Source organism: Pantoea allii (genome assembly GCF_002307475.1).
GTDB lineage: Bacteria > Pseudomonadota > Gammaproteobacteria > Enterobacterales > Enterobacteriaceae > Pantoea > Pantoea allii.
The window spans coordinates 282,946-300,704 of record NZ_NTMH01000040.1 but is presented as its reverse complement, the minus strand read 5'-3'; the positions used below and the strand labels follow the sequence as shown (position 1 = coordinate 300,704).

Annotated in this window: 18 protein-coding genes and 2 tRNA genes; 10 read left to right on the top strand and 10 right to left on the bottom strand. The window is 52.5% G+C overall.

What is annotated here, in order from left to right; genetic code table 11:
• Positions 1–414 precede the first annotated feature (414 nt).
• On the bottom strand, positions 415–1,110 hold the full coding sequence (locus CMR03_RS18405; protein ID WP_096012257.1) for an extensin-like domain-containing protein: 696 nt from the start codon (positions 1,108–1,110) through the stop codon (positions 415–417).
• A gap of 281 nt (positions 1,111–1,391) precedes the next feature.
• Between CMR03_RS18405 and cycA the strand changes: the two genes are divergently transcribed.
• Complete coding sequence (gene cycA / locus CMR03_RS18400) at positions 1,392–2,783, top strand: D-serine/D-alanine/glycine transporter (RefSeq protein WP_096012256.1); 1,392 nt, start codon at positions 1,392–1,394, stop codon at positions 2,781–2,783.
• A gap of 43 nt (positions 2,784–2,826) precedes the next feature.
• Here cycA and CMR03_RS18395 read toward each other — a convergent pair whose 3' ends face one another.
• The 3 genes from CMR03_RS18395 to CMR03_RS18385 form a co-directional block, all read right to left on the bottom strand.
• Positions 2,827–3,801, bottom strand: coding sequence for a metal-dependent hydrolase (locus CMR03_RS18395; RefSeq protein ID WP_096012255.1), 975 nt, complete (start codon positions 3,799–3,801; stop codon positions 2,827–2,829).
• A gap of 47 nt (positions 3,802–3,848) precedes the next feature.
• On the bottom strand, positions 3,849–4,484 hold the full coding sequence (gene rutR / locus CMR03_RS18390; protein ID WP_096012254.1) for an HTH-type transcriptional regulator RutR: 636 nt from the start codon (positions 4,482–4,484) through the stop codon (positions 3,849–3,851).
• Positions 4,485–4,682: 198 nt separating this feature from the next.
• The gene (locus CMR03_RS18385) at positions 4,683–5,597 is read right to left on the bottom strand and encodes a DMT family transporter (protein WP_063879001.1); all 915 of its coding nucleotides are present in this window, start codon (positions 5,595–5,597) and stop codon (positions 4,683–4,685) included.
• Between the two features lie 525 nt (positions 5,598–6,122).
• Here CMR03_RS18385 and wrbA point away from each other — a divergent pair.
• Genes wrbA through CMR03_RS18370 form a run of 3 tightly spaced genes read left to right on the top strand, consistent with a single transcriptional unit; the run spans position 6,123 to position 8,403 of the window.
• Positions 6,123–6,731 (top strand): NAD(P)H:quinone oxidoreductase, encoded by a 609-nt coding sequence (gene wrbA / locus CMR03_RS18380; protein WP_096012253.1) that lies wholly within the window; start codon positions 6,123–6,125, stop codon positions 6,729–6,731.
• Positions 6,732–6,742: 11 nt separating this feature from the next.
• Positions 6,743–6,973, top strand: a complete 231-nt coding sequence (locus CMR03_RS18375; RefSeq protein WP_063878999.1) for a YccJ family protein — start codon at positions 6,743–6,745, stop codon at positions 6,971–6,973.
• 56 nt (positions 6,974–7,029) lie between these two features.
• Positions 7,030–8,403 carry an NAD-dependent succinate-semialdehyde dehydrogenase gene (locus CMR03_RS18370; protein WP_096012252.1) on the top strand — a complete coding sequence of 458 codons (1,374 nt, stop codon included), beginning with the start codon at positions 7,030–7,032 and terminating at the stop codon, positions 8,401–8,403.
• Positions 8,404–8,468: 65 nt separating this feature from the next.
• Here CMR03_RS18370 and agp read toward each other — a convergent pair whose 3' ends face one another.
• The 3 genes from agp to CMR03_RS18355 form a co-directional block, all read right to left on the bottom strand.
• Positions 8,469–10,127 carry a bifunctional glucose-1-phosphatase/inositol phosphatase gene (gene agp / locus CMR03_RS18365; RefSeq protein ID WP_208625035.1) on the bottom strand — a complete coding sequence of 553 codons (1,659 nt, stop codon included), beginning with the start codon at positions 10,125–10,127 and terminating at the stop codon, positions 8,469–8,471.
• Positions 10,128–10,390: 263 nt separating this feature from the next.
• Positions 10,391–10,478 (bottom strand) — tRNA-Ser (locus CMR03_RS18360).
• 74 nt (positions 10,479–10,552) lie between these two features.
• A tRNA-Ser gene (locus CMR03_RS18355) sits at positions 10,553–10,640 on the bottom strand.
• 221 nt (positions 10,641–10,861) lie between these two features.
• Here CMR03_RS18355 and yccA point away from each other — a divergent pair.
• Positions 10,862–11,518 (top strand): FtsH protease modulator YccA, encoded by a 657-nt coding sequence (gene yccA, locus CMR03_RS18350; protein ID WP_063878996.1) that lies wholly within the window; start codon positions 10,862–10,864, stop codon positions 11,516–11,518.
• Between the two features lie 103 nt (positions 11,519–11,621).
• Positions 11,622–11,948 carry a TusE/DsrC/DsvC family sulfur relay protein gene (locus CMR03_RS18345; protein WP_063878995.1) on the top strand — a complete coding sequence of 109 codons (327 nt, stop codon included), beginning with the start codon at positions 11,622–11,624 and terminating at the stop codon, positions 11,946–11,948.
• On the opposite strand, the gene yccX is transcribed toward CMR03_RS18345, so the two are convergent.
• Positions 11,949–12,227 carry an acylphosphatase gene (yccX, locus tag CMR03_RS18340; protein WP_063878994.1) on the bottom strand — a complete coding sequence of 93 codons (279 nt, stop codon included), beginning with the start codon at positions 12,225–12,227 and terminating at the stop codon, positions 11,949–11,951. It lies immediately after the preceding gene.
• An 82-nt stretch (positions 12,228–12,309) separates the two neighbouring features.
• On the opposite strand from yccX, the gene rlmI reads away from it, so the two are divergent.
• Positions 12,310–13,500, top strand: coding sequence for a 23S rRNA (cytosine(1962)-C(5))-methyltransferase RlmI (rlmI, locus tag CMR03_RS18335; RefSeq protein WP_096012250.1), 1,191 nt, complete (start codon positions 12,310–12,312; stop codon positions 13,498–13,500).
• Between the two features lie 60 nt (positions 13,501–13,560).
• A complete protein-coding gene (gene hspQ / locus CMR03_RS18330) occupies positions 13,561–13,878 on the top strand; it encodes a heat shock protein HspQ (RefSeq protein WP_063878992.1) in 318 nt (105 codons plus the stop codon).
• A 33-nt stretch (positions 13,879–13,911) separates the two neighbouring features.
• Here the strand turns inward: hspQ and CMR03_RS18325 are convergent, their stop codons facing one another.
• Positions 13,912–14,325, bottom strand: a complete 414-nt coding sequence (locus CMR03_RS18325) for a CoA-binding protein (RefSeq protein ID WP_063878991.1) — start codon at positions 14,323–14,325, stop codon at positions 13,912–13,914.
• A 167-nt stretch (positions 14,326–14,492) separates the two neighbouring features.
• Between CMR03_RS18325 and CMR03_RS18320 the strand changes: the two genes are divergently transcribed.
• Positions 14,493–15,131 carry a YccT family protein gene (locus CMR03_RS18320; RefSeq protein WP_096012249.1) on the top strand — a complete coding sequence of 213 codons (639 nt, stop codon included), beginning with the start codon at positions 14,493–14,495 and terminating at the stop codon, positions 15,129–15,131.
• Between the two features lie 67 nt (positions 15,132–15,198).
• The gene (gene mgsA, locus CMR03_RS18315; RefSeq protein WP_063878989.1) at positions 15,199–15,657 is read left to right on the top strand and encodes a methylglyoxal synthase; all 459 of its coding nucleotides are present in this window, start codon (positions 15,199–15,201) and stop codon (positions 15,655–15,657) included.
• A 1-nt stretch (position 15,658) separates the two neighbouring features.
• On the opposite strand, the gene helD is transcribed toward mgsA, so the two are convergent.
• A complete protein-coding gene (gene helD / locus CMR03_RS18310) occupies positions 15,659–17,713 on the bottom strand; it encodes a DNA helicase IV (RefSeq protein ID WP_096012248.1) in 2,055 nt (684 codons plus the stop codon).
• Positions 17,714–17,759 lie beyond the last annotated feature (46 nt).

Below are 17,759 nucleotides of genomic sequence, written 5' to 3'. Positions count from 1 at the left end.
TTAGGGGAAGGCAGAATGCCCGACAACATTAATAAGCCTGTCAGGCTCTCACTGTGTTTATAACCTAACGTGCAGCTTTAACAGAAAGGATATTTTATTGAAATAATAGCCTGTTATTATTGTCATATGAAATCCACGCCGGCAGCGATTATTTTAAAGAAAAAAGAAGATATCAACTATCAGGAAAAGCTGTAATTGTTAATCACAACTAACAAGTCACCACTGTGACGCTTTTTCATCTTCATCAATATCACAGCACGACCGTAACACACAAAAAAGCTGCGACGGAAAGTATATTTTTAAATATAAGAAAAAGAAATCAATATAATCATTAACGATTTCATCCGAAAAAAGAGATAATGCATTTTATTAAAAATAAAAAATCAGCAATTAGCATCGGCATTCGTCAGCACACTATCTGCAGAAACCCGCTCCGCGCATGCCTAAATGAAAGTGTGTGGCATGAGCCGTATTATAATCTGGCCCAAGCGCATTGCCAAAAAAGTCACAACCAGACCGCCATAATCCATGAAGCAATAAGGCTTTATCGTCGGGTTGCTGCCAGTTTTTACTCACCACCAGCCGTTGACCATTGGTCAGTCGATAGGCAGTGATATCCCAGGCATCAGCGCTGGCATGTTCACTTAATCTTCCCTGAGTACGATGATAGACATTGCGACACGAATAGCTGCCAACATGCTCAATACCCGCCAGCTTGCTGCCCGATTGCTGCAGAATCTGCTCACTGCTGTGAACGACATACATAGTCGCTGCAACGGCCATCGGACAACTGGCCAGAAAACTGCTGTTGAGAGAAACGGTGCCAAATTTTTGCACCCGGAGCGGATGCTCAAGCGGGCACCGGCCTGTAATGGGCGGCGGTTGACGAAAGTTAACGAATCCCGACTGCTCTGCGCGACGCATCACGTCCAGACAGGCTGCGGGATCATTTTGCAGCCGCTTTAATTTCAGGCGCGTCATCCAGCCAGGTGCGTCGGTCACCGAAAGGGGCGTAAACGGATTAAACTGTGCGGGTAAATGCTCTTTCAACCAGGGCAGACTCATCCACCCTAGCCCGATCAATACGAAAAGCAGGACAAGCGTGCGCATAGTGCCTCTGATGGCGAAACCAAGAATAATGAGCAAGTGTAGAAGCGCGCTGCCTTATCTGCCCTGCCGATGACACAAGGTGATGAAAGATTACCTAATCTGACGTAAAAAACGCCTGCATAAGACAAAAATGCCGCTTTGATGAGAATGTTGTCTGATATTGTTAAAAAATCATTACCGTTTTCATTCCTACTTCCTCTATCTTATGCCAAATTATTTCAGGCAGTCATCCTCAACAGCCATCAGAGCTGACACAACATCAAGACAGGAAAGACAATTTCATGGTTGATCAATCTAATCACACGCAGAGCCCACAAGGCTCAGACACCTTGCGGCGTAATCTGCATAACCGGCATATCCAGCTCATTGCTATCGGTGGCGCTATCGGAACGGGTCTGTTTATGGGCTCGGGTAAAACCATTAGCCTGGCCGGACCTTCGATCATCTTCGTCTATATGATCATTGGCTTTATGCTGTTTTTTGTCATGCGCGCGATGGGCGAATTACTGCTGTCGAATCTGGAATACAAATCTTTCAGCGACTTTGCAGCTGACCTACTTGGGCCGTGGGCGGGATACTTTACTGGCTGGACATACTGGTTCTGCTGGGTAGTCACCGGAATAGCCGATGTGGTGGCGATCAGTGCTTATTTCCAGCTCTGGTTCCCCGGCTTTTCAATCTGGATGAGTGCGCTGCTGTGCGTGTTTGTCTTCCTGGCGTTGAACATTGCCACGGTGAAAATGTTTGGTGAGATGGAATTCTGGTTCGCCATTATCAAAATTGTGGCCATCGTCGCGTTGATTATTACCGGAATTGTATTGGTTTCCATGCACTACCCTTCGCCAGGTGGCGGCACTGCATCCCTGAGTAATATCTGGGATCATGGTGGTATGTTCCCTAAAGGACTCAGCGGATTCTTTGCCGGTTTCCAGATTGCGGTCTTTGCCTTTGTCGGCATTGAACTGGTCGGTACGGCTGCGGCTGAAACACACGACCCGCACAAGGTTTTACCGCGTGCGATTAACGCCATCCCGCTACGCGTCATCATGTTCTATGTTCTGGCCCTGATGGTGATTATGTCGGTCACGCCATGGACAGAGGTGATGGCCGATCGCAGTCCCTTTGTGGAAATGTTTGTCCTGATTGGTCTGCCCGCTGCCGCCAGCATCGTTAACTTTGTGGTATTAACATCCGCTGCCTCATCCGCCAACAGCGGGATTTTCTCAACCAGCCGCATGCTGTACGGCCTGTCACAACAGGGCGTGGCCAGCCGTGCTTTTGGACGTTTATCTGCACGCGCCGTCCCCACGACGGGCCTGTTCTTTTCCTGCTTCTGTTTGCTGTGCGGCGTGGCGCTGATTTATCTGATCCCCAATGTGATGACGGTATTTACCCTGGTCACAACGGTTTCCGCCATTCTGTTTATGTTCGTCTGGACCATTATCCTGTGCAGCTATCTGGCCTATCGCAAAAAATTCCCGGAACGCCATGCGGCCTCGAACTTTAAAATGCCGTTAGGTAAATTCATGTGCTGGGTTTGCATGGCTTTCTTCGTGTTCATCCTGGTCTTACTGACGCTACAGGACGATACTCGCCAGGCATTAATGGTGACGCCATTGTGGTTTATCTTGCTGGCCGTGGGCTGGCAACTGCGCCGACGCAAACACCGTTAAGCGCCGTTAAAAACGCAAAAGCCCGACACGTGTCGGGCTTTTTTTATAGCTGGTCAGCGATATGACTGAAACTGCGTTTTAACGCGCGTTCAGTGGTCGGCAGGCGTTGCGGATGAGCATCCGGTTGTTGTGCCGTGCCCAAACCGAACGTAAAGGTGTAGCGGTTATCTTCACCCATCCGCAAATCGGCGATAGTAACCTGCCCATCATGCTCGCCCATGGCATAAAAGCCGTGACTAAACCAGGCGATGCGTTCTGCAAACGCGTTACCTTTAAATGATGAAAATAACGCAGGATGACGTGGCCGCCATGTGACCTTCACAGGGCGACCGGGCGACAGCAAAGACCAGTAAGCCTCGCCATAACGGTCCGGTATGATAATCACGCTACGCCAGACAACCGTATTTAAGGCCGTTGGCGTTACCAGCACCTTATTCGTCGCAATGCCCTGCTGTTGAAGCGACTGTTTGATTTGGCCGTCTGCGACCTGCTGAATCACAACACTCCAGACCAGATAGGCCGAACTGAATGCCAGACCTGCGCAGTTCCAGCGTAATCCCCGATCGCTTCGCCGCCATAACGCCACACATAACCCCACGATCAGCGGTAAGGTATACAGCGGATCGACGATATAGATGCTGCCAATGGCGTAAGGATGATCGGTAAGCGGCAATCCAAGCTGGGTGCCGTATACCGTCATCAGGTCGAGAAGAGGATGGGTAATAAGCGCCAGCCAGACAGCAGGCCACCAGGTTATCCATGTCGCTCCTGCACGGCAAAGCCGCGCGACCAGCCAGGCCAGTAACGGGGAAATCAGCGTCAGATAAAGCAGCGCGTGACTTTCAGTGCGGTGCAGCGTCATATTGCTGATGGCATCACCGTGATCGATAAAGACATCCAGATCGGGCAATGTTCCCGCTATCGCTCCAACAAGGGCTGCCTGCCAGGCCGGAACGCGGCGTCCCATCACCGCCATGGTGACTGATGCGCCCAGTACGCATTGTGAAACAGAATCCATCAGGCTACTCCGTTGTTTGTTCCTGTATTCAGTATGGCCGCGTTCTCTTAGCGCACCCGAATCCCTTCAATAATAATGCGCTGAACGTTCTCCACCGTCTCTTCGAAAAACAGGGGATTGCTGAGCTTGCTTCCCGTGATGGCTTCGACCTGGCTGGCAAAATCAGCATAGTGCTGTGTGGTTGCCCACAGCATAAAAATCAGGTGTTGAGGCTGAATACCCGCCAGCCGGCCTTCGGCTATCCAGCGCTGTATGATCGCTGTTTTATCGTCCATCAGCTTTTTTAAATCCCCTGCCAGCTCACCTTTTAGCAAGGGTGCGCCCTGAAGCATTTCGAGGCAAAACAGCCTTGATGCCTGGGGATGATCGCGGGACACTTCCAGTTTCAGACGAATATAATGACGAATGGCTCTTAAAGGTTCCTGATCGTGACTGAGTGCGCGCAAAGGTGCCAGCCAGACATCCAGGATCTCTTTTAACACGGCGATATAGAGCGCTTCTTTCGAGGGATAGTAATACAGCAGATTCGTTTTGGAGACGCCGGCATGTTCGGCCACTTTTTCCAGCCGCGTACCGTGAATGCCAAACTGGGAAAAAAAGCTCAGTGCGGCATCCAAAATAGCCGCCCGTTTGGCTGCAACAGCCACTGCGCGGCGCGTGGGCACTGATGTTTCCTTTTTCATAGGCTTTCCCCTTCACGTTAACTGTACGCATCATAGCAACGCACTGATTTTACGCCACTTGTGACGGTACACTTCCCTAAGCGTTAGCACAGGGCGGTAACGCTTAGAGAGCGAGCGCCGAGCGAATCCCGGCCTCTGCGGCTCTTGCAGCAGAAGATGCATTGCTTCAGGCGGTTTGCGCACTGCCCTTCGTCGCCTTCAATCATCCCGCGCGGAGGAAGGGGGAAACGCTTTGCGGCGTTTTAAACGCAGTTCACTCATTATTACGCCGCATACGATAAAGGCCGCACCGAGTATCGCTGTGGCGGGTAAACGTTCTCCCGCGATGCGCCCAACGACGCCCGCCCATACCGGTTCTCCGGCATAGATCACCGTCGCCCGCGTGGGCGACACGCTACGTTGTGCCCAGTTCATCGTCACCTGTATCAGTGCGCTGGCCGCCCCCAGGCCGATCGCACTGAGTAATAACGGTGTCGACAGTGCTGGCAACGTTTCTCCATTGGGAAGCATAAAGCAGAAGGCACACAGTGAAGCGACCGTGAGTTGAACAAAGGTCACACGACGAACATCAACATGCCCGGCAAAGCGGCTGATAAGAATAATTTCGCCCGCGATCGCCAGCGTACTGAGCAGCGTGGCAATCTCGCCCTGATTCAGCGTAACGCGTCCATCCTGCGGTCCCGCGACCAGTATTAAACCGCAAAATGCCAGTAAAATACCTAACCACGCCATTAACCGGGGTGGTCGACGCAGAAACAACCACTGCAGGAGCGGCACAACCGGAACGTACAACGCAGTAAGAAAGGCTGACTGGCTGCTGGAAATGGTCTGCATTCCCCAGGTCTGTAAACCGTAACCACCGGCGATGGTCAGGCCGATAAGCGTCCCCGCCTTGATTTCGCTTCCACTCATGGCGGTGAGATGACGGCGAAAAAAGAGCGCCAGTAATACCGCTGCCGTGGCAAAACGCAACCCGACAAAGAAAAAAGGGCCGGAATGCTGCATCGCCCGATGCACCACTAAAAAAGTCCCGCCCCAGATAACCGTAATGAAAATAAGTACCCATTCCTGACGCGTTATGCGCAGAGTCAGTCTGCGCGTCGTATCCGACATAGTTCACCTGCCTGGTTGATTCAGGCGCTATTGTGGTAAGTGATGCCGGGTAATGCAATCTCATCCGCCATCGGGCTATGAATGAAGGCCAGCAAACGGCGAATCAACCTGTTGCATTAGGTCGTGACAGGCTTTGTTCCTGCGGGGCGAACGCGTCAAGGATTTCAACATGCCACTGCGGGCCAGCATCTGACTACTTTGGCTCGCTCAGCATGCGCTGTTACGTAGCCGGGTTCGCCAGGGCTGTCAGATACCTGACTAATGAGTGTTACCCACAGATAGTGTCATAAAACGTATACCACAAGCGTCAAAATGGCTAAATAACAACCCAAATAGTGATTTTTTAGCCGGGAAGTTACATTTAGAAACAGAGTTATCACTAAGAATAGCCCTGGAAATAGAACAATAACCCCACCAAAAGCCCATTTTCAGCGTTTTTTAAACCGTTACGCTTGCGGCTCTCCAGCAGTTGCTCAAAGCTCTTCTATACTTTTGGGTGTGTTGAATAACCCCCCGGAGAGATCAATGGCTAAGATTCTGGTGCTTTACTATTCAATGTACGGACACGTTGAAACCATGGCTAACGCCGTGGCCGAAGGTGCCCGCAAGGTCCCGGATGCGCAGGTAGACCTTATGCGCATTCCCGAAACCATGGACGCCGAGCGCTTTGCAGAGGTCGGCGGCAAAACGCAGCAATCTGCGCCTGAGGCCACGCCAGAGATACTGCCGCAATACGACGCCATTATTGTCGGTACGCCTACCCGCTTCGGTAACATGTCTGGTCAGATGCGCACCTTCTGGGACCGCACCGGTGGCCTGTGGGCATCCGGGGCGCTCTACGGCAAAATCGCCAGCGTATTTGCCTCCACTGGTACAGGCGGCGGACAGGAACAAACAATTACCTCTGTCTGGACCACCCTCGCCCATCACGGCATGGTCATCGTTCCCATCGGTTATGGCACCAAAGAGATGTTCGATATTTCGCAAGTCCGTGGTGGAACACCTTATGGTGCCACCACGCTGGCGGGCGGAGATGGTTCGCGTCAGCCTTCGGAAGAAGAATTGATCATTGCTCGTTTTCAGGGCGAACACGTTGCCGGGCTGGCAACAAAACTTAAGGACTCATCTTCCTAAAGGAGATCGCTATGTCGAATAGTCAGGCAAAAGCACATCATGTTGGCGAATGGGCCAGCTTGCGCCACACCTCGCCAGAAATTGCCGAGGCCATTTTTGAAGTCGCAAACTATGACGAGCGCCTTGCTGAAGAAATCTGGCGTCAACAAGGCAGTGACGATGTTTTAATCCGCGCATTTGAAAAAACCGATGCGGATGTCCTTACCTGGGACGACAAACCCGTAGAACGCAAAAACGTCTGACAGTATGGCGGGTTATCCCGCCATGCTTTTTTTACTCGCTGACCAAGGAGAGCTGCATGTCTTCCTATCAAAGCATCAACCCTGCTAACAACCAGTTAATGAAAAGCTGGCCTTCCCACGACAGCGCGGCAGTTAGCCATGCGCTGGAAACGGCCGATCACCTGTACCACTCAGACTGGAGCAAAGGCGATATTCAGCCACGCCTCCAGGTGCTGAAAAAACTGGCTGACCTGATTGATGACCGAGTGGAAGAACTGGCAAGCATCGCCAGTAAAGAAATGGGCAAACTGATTGGCCAGAGCCGCGGTGAAGTACAAATTTGTTCTCAGATTGCCCGTTACTATGCCGAGAATGCTGAACGCATTCTTAAGCCACAGCCTTATAACAGTGAACTCGGGGAAGCCTGGGTTGAATATCACCCTATCGGTGTTCTGGTGGCCGTTGAACCCTGGAACTTCCCGTATTATCAGTTAATGCGCGTACTGGCACCTAACCTGGCGCTGGGAAACCCTGTCCTGGCTAAGCATGCCAACATTGTTCCGCATTGTGCTGACGTGTTTGAAAAACTGGTCAGGGAAGCAGGTGCGCCCGAAGGGGCCTGGACTAATCTGTTTATCTCAACCGATCAGGTGGCAGAACTCATTGCCGATGACCGTGTTCAGGGCGTGGCGCTTACGGGTTCCGAACGTGCCGGGAGTGCTGTTGCAGAGCAGGCAGGCAAACATCTGAAAAAATCGACGCTTGAGCTGGGTGGCAATGATGTTTTCGTTGTGACCGAAGATGCTGATCTTGATGAGGCGGTGCGTCAGGGCGTACAGGCGCGACTGAGCAACTGCGGTCAGGTTTGTACTGCCGCTAAACGCTTTATCCTCAATGAGAAAATTGCGGACACTTTTATTGATAAGTTCAGCGCGGCGCTGAATGCAGCAACCCTGGGCGATCCACTGGATGAGAAAACGACCCTCGGCCCCCTTTCCTCCGCGGATGCACGCGATCGTCTGGTAAAACAGGTTGATGAAGCGGTGGCGAATGGTGCGCGGCTGATTACCGGCGGCAAAGCCGTGGCGGGTGTAGGTTGTTTCTACCAGCCGACTGTATTGACCAACATTACGCGCGATAACCCGGCGTACTTCGAGGAATTTTTTGGCCCCGTCGCGCAAATGTACGTGGTGGCTAACGATGCTGAAGCGGTGGCGCTGGCCAACGATTCACATTACGGCTTAGGCGGTTCGGTGTGGACCCAGGATATTGCCCGCGGTCGTAAGCTGGCCTCTGCCATTGAAACAGGCATGGTGTTTATTAATTCGCAAAGCGACACGTCCGCTGAGCTTCCGTTCGGCGGAGTAAAACGTTCCGGTTATGGACGCGAACTTTCCGACCTTGGCATTAAAGAGTTTGCTAACCAAAAGCTGGTTGTGGTTGCAGGCTGAGCATAGCGTTGCCATAAAAAAACCCCGTATTGACGGGGTTTTTTATTTTCAGGTGCTGAACAGGATCAGTTCGCTGCCGCAGGTTGCTTCGCATCACCATTTTCAGTTTTGGCTGGCGCAGTATTGGCGGTGGCATTATTGCTTCCCGCCTGTGGTGCAGCACTGTCAGCCTTAGCCTTATCATCAGCCGCTTTCTGCGCTGCCGCCTTATCTGCCCTGGCTTTTTCGTCAGCCGCCTTCTGAGCAGCGGCCTTCTCTGCCGCCGCCTTGTCAGCATTAGCCTTATCATCGGCTGCTTTTTGAGCAGTGGCTTTGTCAGCAGCGGCTTTATCCGCTTTGGCCTTTTCATCAGCCGCTTTATCGGCAGCGGCCTTGTCAGCCTCCGCCTTTTGCGCTGCGGCACTATCGGTTGCCGCTTTGGCATCGTCAGGTTTCGCCGCTGCAGCGGGCTGTTCCGGCGCCGCAGGCTGCAGTGCTGTGCCCTGAAGCGAGCTGTTTAATACCTGGGCAAACTGATCCCAACTGCAGTAACCGTTAGCGTCTGTCTGGCAACCTGCCAGTTGCAGCGTCACGCGCTTAGGTGGCTTCTTCAGGCTCAGTACTTCTGCATCGCGCAGTTGATCGGCTGTTTGATAAACGTATTCGATTTTCAGCAAATCTTTGTTGTTTTTCGCATCGTGCCAACGCTCAAACACCACCTGCCCGCCGATCGGCGTTTTTTCGTAGGTATCAGGTAATTCATAAGGCTTAACCTGTAACGCACTCAGCAGTGACGCAATGTTGGAATCATGCCCAACCATCAGCGTGACTTTTGGCGAGTCTGACTTTTCCTGATCGATAAGCTGGCTGCGAATGTAGTCCACCAGCGGCGCAGCGACATCGCGTGCCACATCTGGCGTGGTGAACAGCACATCCTGATAGCCATTTTTAATGGCTGAAAGCGCCTGCCACTGTTCAGGCGTTTTGATTTGTCCCCAGGCAACCTGATCCAGCGGGAAGCCTTCGTAATATTGCAGCGTAAAGGCATCCATGAGTGAATTGCCCACTTTAAGTGGCCCGTTCACGCCAGGCTCTTTGCCGTTTTCCGCGATAAATGTGTTCTGACCCGTGCTCAAATCGCACTGCTTTTTGTTGTTACAGGCGGGAGACGATTTGTAATCAACAATCTTCTCAAGACGCTGGAATGCAGGTTTCAGTGACAGTTTTTCATTGGCTGCGGTCATGCCCGCCAGCGCTTTTTTGATGAATTCTTCATTACCCTCAGTGATAACCGGATTAAATACCGGGTCCATGCTACCCATTTCATCCTGATGGGTAACAGCAATATCACAACCTGGGAAAGCACCATTCACAAAGAACTGCGCCGTCGCCACGGTGCGCTGCAGACTGTTTGCATAAACAAAGACGCTGTTGCTGTCCGGGCAGACGCCGTTCTTAACCAGTCCCTGCTGCGCAAGCCACTGACGCGTATAATTACCCATATACACTTCCAGCACACCGCCTTTCGTGGTCAGTTGTCCACCCGGAACATCCCATTCCGGCCAATTTTTTTTCGTGGACTGTGCCAGCACGCTGCCGTTATCCGCAAGCGGTGCACGCAGGTTATGGCGGCTGAACATCAGCACCTGTTGTAACTGCATATCGTTGTCAGCGGCGTGTGCCAGCGTCCCAAGCGGTAATGCAGCAAGTACCGACAATGCGCAAAGACTCAGTTTCTTGATCATTGTGCCTATTCCATTCATTCAGTAAAAAAACACTCTGGCTATCAACCGATTAGCACGCATCAGAGCGACGTGGCGAATAGTGTAACTCAGCTTGCCCCCGAAAAGCGCCAGGCAACAGTAAAAACAATTAATGGACTATAGCAGAGATGCTGGACGCCGTTCAAAACCGTACAGTTTGCTGAAAACGAAGAGATAATTAATGACAGGTGGGGAGGAAGGAATAAAACGAAACAGGCCAGCACGCTGTGCTGGCCTGTAAAATGTGGCGGAGGAAGAGAGATTCGAACTCTCGGATGGTTTCCCATCGGCGGTTTTCAAGACCGCTGCCTTAAGCCGCTCGGCCATCCCTCCGGATTGTAACACTACTGCAAAGGCAAGATGCTATTACTCTGTCTTGCCGCTTCATGCCTGACTGGTCAATGAAGTGGCGGAGGAGGAGAGATTCGAACTCTCGGATGGTTTCCCATCGGCGGTTTTCAAGACCGCTGCCTTAAGCCGCTCGGCCACCCCTCCGCAATGACGCGCACTATAAACATCCCCTATGGAGATGTAAAGCCTGTGATAATCCGTTCGCCTGAAAAACAGCCAAATTCGCGTTATTCGTTGGCTAAATCGCCATTCTGCTCAAAGAATTAACGCGTTAACGCGTAAAGAAGGGTAAAACGGCTTTTCCCTCTCTATAGTGCTGCGTATTCTCAGCACATATTTGGTGTTCTGCCTTACAGGAGCGCAACATGGACAGAATAGTTTCTTCATCATCGCGACAGTCATTACTCAGCACACATAAAGTGCTGCGTAACACCTATTTTCTGCTGGGCCTTACGCTTGCCTTCTCTGCGCTAACGGCTACCGCCAGTACGCTACTGGCATTACCGGCTCCCGGCTTGATTCTGATGCTGGTGGGCTTCTATGGTCTGATGTTCCTGACCTATCGCCTGGCTGACAGCCCTATGGGCATTTTAGCCGCGTTTGCCTTTACAGGCTTCCTGGGTTACTGCCTGGGGCCCATCTTAAGTTCCTTCCTGACCGCGGGAATGGGTGACGTGATCGCGCTGGCATTAGGGGGAACGGCGCTGGTGTTCTTCTGCTGTTCAGCCTACGTGCTGACAACGGGTCGTGACATGTCCTTCCTGGGCGGCATGATGATGGCGGGCTTCGTGGTGTTGCTGGTTGCCGTTGTGGCTAACCTGTTCCTGCAACTTCCGGCGCTGCACCTGGCGATCAGTGCGCTGTTTATCCTGTTCTCTGCCGGTGCGATTTTGTGGGAAACCAGCAACATTATTCATGGTGGCGAAACCAACTATATTCGTGCCACGGTAAGCCTCTATGTTTCCCTTTATAACATCTTTGTTAGTCTGTTAAGCATATTAGGTTTTTCCCGCAGCAATTAATCGCCGCAGTTGAAGCGATGAAAACCCCGCCCCGGCGGGGTTTTTGCTTTTTCTGCGCTGTCAGTTTGGTAAACTGCAGCCCAAATAACGATGAGGAAGCACGATGAACTACAACGGTGACGAAATCGCTGTCGATGCCGAAGGCTATTTGAAAAACCACCATGACTGGAGTGAAGGGCTGGCCCGGCAGATTGCGGAAAGTGAGGCTATCGTGATGACTGATGCCCACTGGGAAGTGGTGCACTTTGTGCGTGACTTTTATCTGGAATTTAATACCTCGCCCGCCGTACGTATGCTGGTAAAAGCCATGGCGAAAAAGTATGGCGAAGAGAAAGGGAACAGCCGCTATCTGTTTCGCCTGTTCCCGGAGGGCCCAGCTAAACAGGCGACAAAAATTGCCGGCCTGCCCAAGCCCGCAAAATGCCTTTAATCAGCCAGTGGTAAAACGCTGTGGGATGTCGGCGGGCTGATGCGGCTCCACCCACACGTTTTCCACCTGTGCCGTGCGCGGCCCTCCGGCCTTTAACCAGGCCACTAAAGCCTCCACCTGCTCTGCTTCACCACTGGCCAGCACTTCAACGCGGCCATCATCGAGATTACGCGCATAACCCTTTACGCCGAGCGCATTGGCTTTCGCCTGCGTGCTGTAGCGGAAACCCACGCCCTGCACGGTGCCCTGTACCCAGGCTTTGTAACACACCATCGCCATGGTTCTCTCCTGCTGTTCGTTGCAATTTGCCGTTATCCACTGGACAATAGCGCCTCATTTTTTCAGGTAAGCATAGCAAACTATGACAGTTCGATTGATTCTCGCCAAGGGACGTGAAAAGTCCCTGCTCCGTCGTCATCCCTGGGTTTTCTCTGGGGCGGTCGCCCGTCTTGAAGGTAAAGCCCAGCAGGGGGAAACCATTGATGTTTGTGACAGTAATGGTAAATGGCTGGCGCGTGCCGCTTATTCACCTCAGTCACAAATTCGCGCTCGCGTCTGGAGCTGGCAGCAGGACGAATCTATCGATATCGCTTTCTTTGTCCTCCGTTTTCAGCAAGCACAAATCTGGCGCGACTGGCTGGCGGCACGCGACGGACTGGACAGCTATCGCCTGATTGCCGGCGAGTCCGACGGCCTGCCTGGCGTAACCATCGATCGCTTTGGCCACTTTTTGGTGCTTCAGTTGCTGTCTGCCGGGGCCGAGTATCAGCGCCCTGCCATTATTTCAGCGTTGCAGCAGTGTTTTCCGGATTGCGCTATCTACGATCGCTCCGACGTCGCGGTTCGTAAAAAAGAAGGGCTGGAGCTGACGCAGGGAACCGTAACCGGTGAACAACCTCCCGCGCTGTTGCCGATTACGGAACATGATATGAAGCTGCTGGTGGATATCCAGGGCGGCCATAAAACGGGCTATTACCTGGATCAGCGCGACAGCCGCTATGCAACACGACGCTATGCAAAAGACGCTCGCGTGCTGAACTGCTTTTCGTATACCGGGGGTTTTGCCGTCTCGGCGTTAATGGGCGGTTGTAGAGAAGTGATTAGCGTTGATACATCACAGGATGCGCTGGATGTGGCACGTCAAAATGTTGAGCTGAACGGATTAGATGTTTCCCGTGCTCAGTTCCAGCGCGATGACGTCTTTAAACTGCTGCGCCGCTATCGTGATAATGGTGAGAAATTCGATCTCATCATCATGGACCCGCCAAAGTTTGTTGAAAATAAAAATCAGCTTATGGGCGCCTGCCGTGGCTATAAAGACATCAACATGCTGGCGATTCAGTTGCTGAATCCCGGCGGAATGTTACTCACGTTCTCCTGCTCGGGCTTAATGGCTACTGATCTGTTCCAGAAAATCATCGCCGATGCCGCACTGGATGCAGGCCGTGACGTACAGTTTGTTGAGCAATTCCGTCAGGCTGCGGATCACCCAGTGATTGCCACCTATCCGGAAGGCCTTTACCTGAAAGGTTTCGCCTGCCGCGTCATGTGACTTGAAAAGACTGTTCTCGCCCCCATCTATGATGCAGGACAGTATTTTTCGGAGGTCATCATGATTGCCAGTAAATTTGGTATTGGTCAGCAGGTTCGTCATCGGTTATCCGGCGTGCTGGGTGTGATTGTCGATGTCGATCCTGAATACGCGTTAGATGAGCCACAGTTGGATGAGATCGGAGCAGTCGATACCATGCGTAGCGCGCCCTGGTACCATGTCGTGATGGAAGATGAGCAAGGCAGTCAGGTACATACCTACGTCGCCGAAATTCAGCTTGCTGGAGAAACCAGCCCGGAACATCCCGAGCAGCCGTCGATGGATGAACTGGCTGCATCTGTGCGTCAGCAGCTTCAGGCGCCGCATTTGCGTCACTAACAGCAGGCGGCAATCTGTTTGCCGCCGCTGCATTTAATGCCCCAAACCCAGCCGTGGGATCTCAATTTTGGGGCAGCGATCCATAATAACCGTCATCCCCGCATCCTGGGCCAGCACCGCAGCCTGCTCATTGATCACACCCAGCTGTAACCAGAGCGTATCTGCTCCCACTGCAATGGCATCCTGCGCCACGCCCCAGGCCGCTTCTGAATTGCGGAACACATCCACCATATCAATTTTTCCAGGGACTTCCGCCAGTGAACCATAGGCGGTTTGTCCTAACAGCGTTTGGCCTGCCAGCTTAGGACTTACCGGAATCACCTCATAACCCTGGTCGAGCAAATACTTCATTACGCCATAACTGGGACGTTCCGGGCGATCGCTGGCACCGACTAAGGCAATACGCTTTGTCCGGGTCAATACGTCGCGAATAGTCTGATCATTCATGCGCTTCTCCTTTGAGTCTGCTCTTCATTGTAGATGAGCCTTGATACTCATGACGTGAGTTGCAAAGACATATTGTGCCGCTTCGTTAGAATAAATATGTATAATTGTAAACTTAATGCCATAATGTAAGAATTTGCTACATCCATCCACTGTCAACCGGAGTCGAAATGAAGCTGTCAATGGCTGTAACGGGGTTCATTGCTCTCCTCGTTTCGGCATCCTGCTCTGCAATTACCCTGAAACTTGATCCCCAGATCACCTTGATGGTTTTAGATGGTCGGAAGATTTCTGGTTCACTGCTGAAAGGGGCTGACAGTTTAGAACTGGAGCGTGGTCAACATCAGTTTTTATTTCGGGTAGAACAACAGCCGGGTGACAATAAAACCGTTGCGCAACGCTATCAGTCTGTCCCGATGATTGTGACCTTCTCAGCCCAAGCAAAAACCATTGCCATCCGCCTGCCGCAGCTCAACAATCCAAGGGAACGTCATAATTTTGACCGTTCACTGGCCTTCAGGCTGGTGGATGAAAAAGGCAAAGAGGTTTTTAGCGTGCGCGACCGTCTGCCTGTCACAGCCGGTGCGGATGTTGAAAAAGCGATGGTCGATTACAATCGTATGGGATTAGCGGCTTCTGTACCGCAATTTGCCAATCTCGCCTCGCCATCCCCGTCTGCACAACTCACCGCCGACCTTGCCTGGTCTGTTGACACCACGACTCCGTCACTTCAGCACTGGTTTCAGCGTTTCGATGAGGCCACTCGTCAGCAGTTTATAAATCTGGTCAAAATGTTGCGGGCAAGTTGATAGTCTGAAATAGCACGAGGTAAACTGCTGCAACGGGCGATTTGCTCCTTTGCATCAGGATGCTGTTATGGAATACACCCTACGTACCCTTGGAAAACAAAAACATATCGCGCTGGTCGCCCATGACCACTGCAAAGCCTCTCTGCTGGACTGGGTCACACGTAATCAGCCAGCGCTCGAACCCCATATTCTCTATGCGACAGGCACCACGGGTAATCTGATAAACCGTCACACCGGCCTGAACGTCAATGCGATGCTGAGTGGCCCAATGGGCGGAGATCAGCAGGTTGGCGCATTGATTGCCGAGGGTAAAATTGACGCACTAATGTTTTTTTGGGATCCGTTAAATGCGGTTCCTCACGATCCTGACGTCAAAGCCCTGCTGCGTCTGGCCACGGTATGGAATATTCCGGTTGCAACCAATCGGGCAACTGCCGATTTTATTATTCAGTCGCCGCTGTTTGCTCAGTCCGTCGATATACGCATTCCAGACTATGAACGCTACCTGGCTGAACGTCTGAAATAACTCAGGCTTTGCGCAGCACCGGCACGTCCAGTTCACGAAATGCCTCGACAAAGACCGACGGTTGCTGCTTATCGAAGAGCAACCAGACCTGCTGTCGCGCGCGCGTGAGCGCGACGTAAGCCAGCCTGCGCTCTTCTGCATCGGGAAAGGCTTCAGGCTGAGGCAGCAAGCCTTGCTCAATAATTGACTCGCGCTGAGCCGCGGGAAAGCCCTCTTTGCCTTGTTGAAGCCCCAGCAGAATCACGTAATCGGCCTGCTGGCCTTTGCTGGCATGAATAGTCAGAAAGTCGATGTTTAATTTTGGCCAGCGGGTTTTGGCTTTATCCAGTAAATCCGGGCGCAAATAGTGATAGCGTGCCAGTAGCAGCACTCGCTCATCGGGTTTTGCATAACCACTCAGTTTATTCAGCAGCGCCTCCAGCTGATCCTGGGGCAACAGCGCTATAGACTTTTTATTGCCTTTAATCAGGCTGTTTAAGGGCTTACGCAACTGATGCGGATTTTGCTGAATAAAGCGATTGGCAATCTCGCCAATACGATCGTTGAAGCGGTAAGTGGTGTCCAGCACGCAGCGGTCGCCCTCACCGAAATAGTGATGAAACGCCGTTGTCAGGCTCATTTCAGCCCCACTGAAGCGATAAATCGCCTGCCAGTCATCCCCCACAGCAAACAGCGTGGTACGCTTGTTTTGCTGGCGCAGTGCGCTCAGTAAGGCCGCGCGTTGCGGGGAAATGTCCTGGAACTCATCCACCAGAATATGCTTCCACGGGCTGATAAAACGGCCCTTTTCCAGAATCGCGACGGCCTGGTGAATCAGCCCTGAAAAATCGACGGCGCCCTCATCCTTAAGTGCACTCTTCCAGGCTTTGAGCAGCGGTGCCATCAGTTTGATCCGTTTACTGAACAGGTCGCGTAGCGCGTCAGGGACATCCGCAATCATGGCGGCCTGCGCGCCGCCGTGCATGCGCATCAGACTCAGCCAGCGTTCAAGGCGGGGAGCCAGGCGCTCAGCTAACCGATCATCTTGCCAGAATGCACCTTCGCTGATCTCCCACTCCAGTTCATCACGCAGCCATTGCCGCCAGCCATTGGCCTGAGCCTTCTTTTCGTTACACTGTTGCCGCCAGTGCTCGACCAGCAACGCCCGGCGTGCGCCGGCGTCGCTTTCCAGTTTACTGATAACAGGCTGTTTATTGCTGCCTTCGCGAATGATATGCAAGGCCAGGGAATGAAAAGTACGCGCCTGCATATCGGCCACATCTAGCCGACGTTGAATGCGGTCATTCATTTCTTCAGCCGCGTGACGGCCAAACGCCAACAGCAGAATTTGATCGGCGGAGGCGAGCCTGCGCGCTAATAACCAGCCCGCGCGGGCAACCAGCACGGACGTTTTACCGCTGCCCGCACCGGCAAGCACCAGCACCGCATCTTCACCATTGACCACGGCTTCGGCTTGTGAGGTATTAAGTGGTGTGGACTCAACCGTGGCGAAGAAATCCTGATAGCGGGTTAACATCGCGGCCGTCCAGTCGCGGTTGCGCTGGCCGATTGCCGCGTCACCCTGCTGTAACCAGTGTTGGCAAAATGCCCAGTTTTCACGGCAGGAATCAAAACTCTCAATGCGGGATAGCGGCAGGGGTAAGGCATCGAACTGCTTAAGTATCTGGTTCTTAACGGCCTGCAGTTCACTGCGCTTTAACCAACGGTCCTGCTCGCTGAAACCTTGAATTTCCTCACGCAGATCCTGTAATACCGCCGCGCATACCTCACTCATTTCATGGCTCCATGCCTGCCATGACTGCATAAGGTAGTGGTAGAAACGTTGGGTCTCCTGCCATTCGGTACCATGCAAACGCACAACTTTACCGTCCGCCAGCAAAAACTCCAGCTCTCCCCAGACCATGCCACGCTTACAGGTAATGTCGGACAGTTGGTTAAAGGGGAGCAGATATTCGTGTTTATCACCGCTGACTTCAACGCCAGCGGCCAACAGGCGAACCCGATTGTAGGGATGCTGGGCAAGCCGTTTGCCCATGGATGTTGCTTTAAGTTCCACGCCGACACCAACGACCGATATAAAGAGTAATCGGAGTTTACCTGTC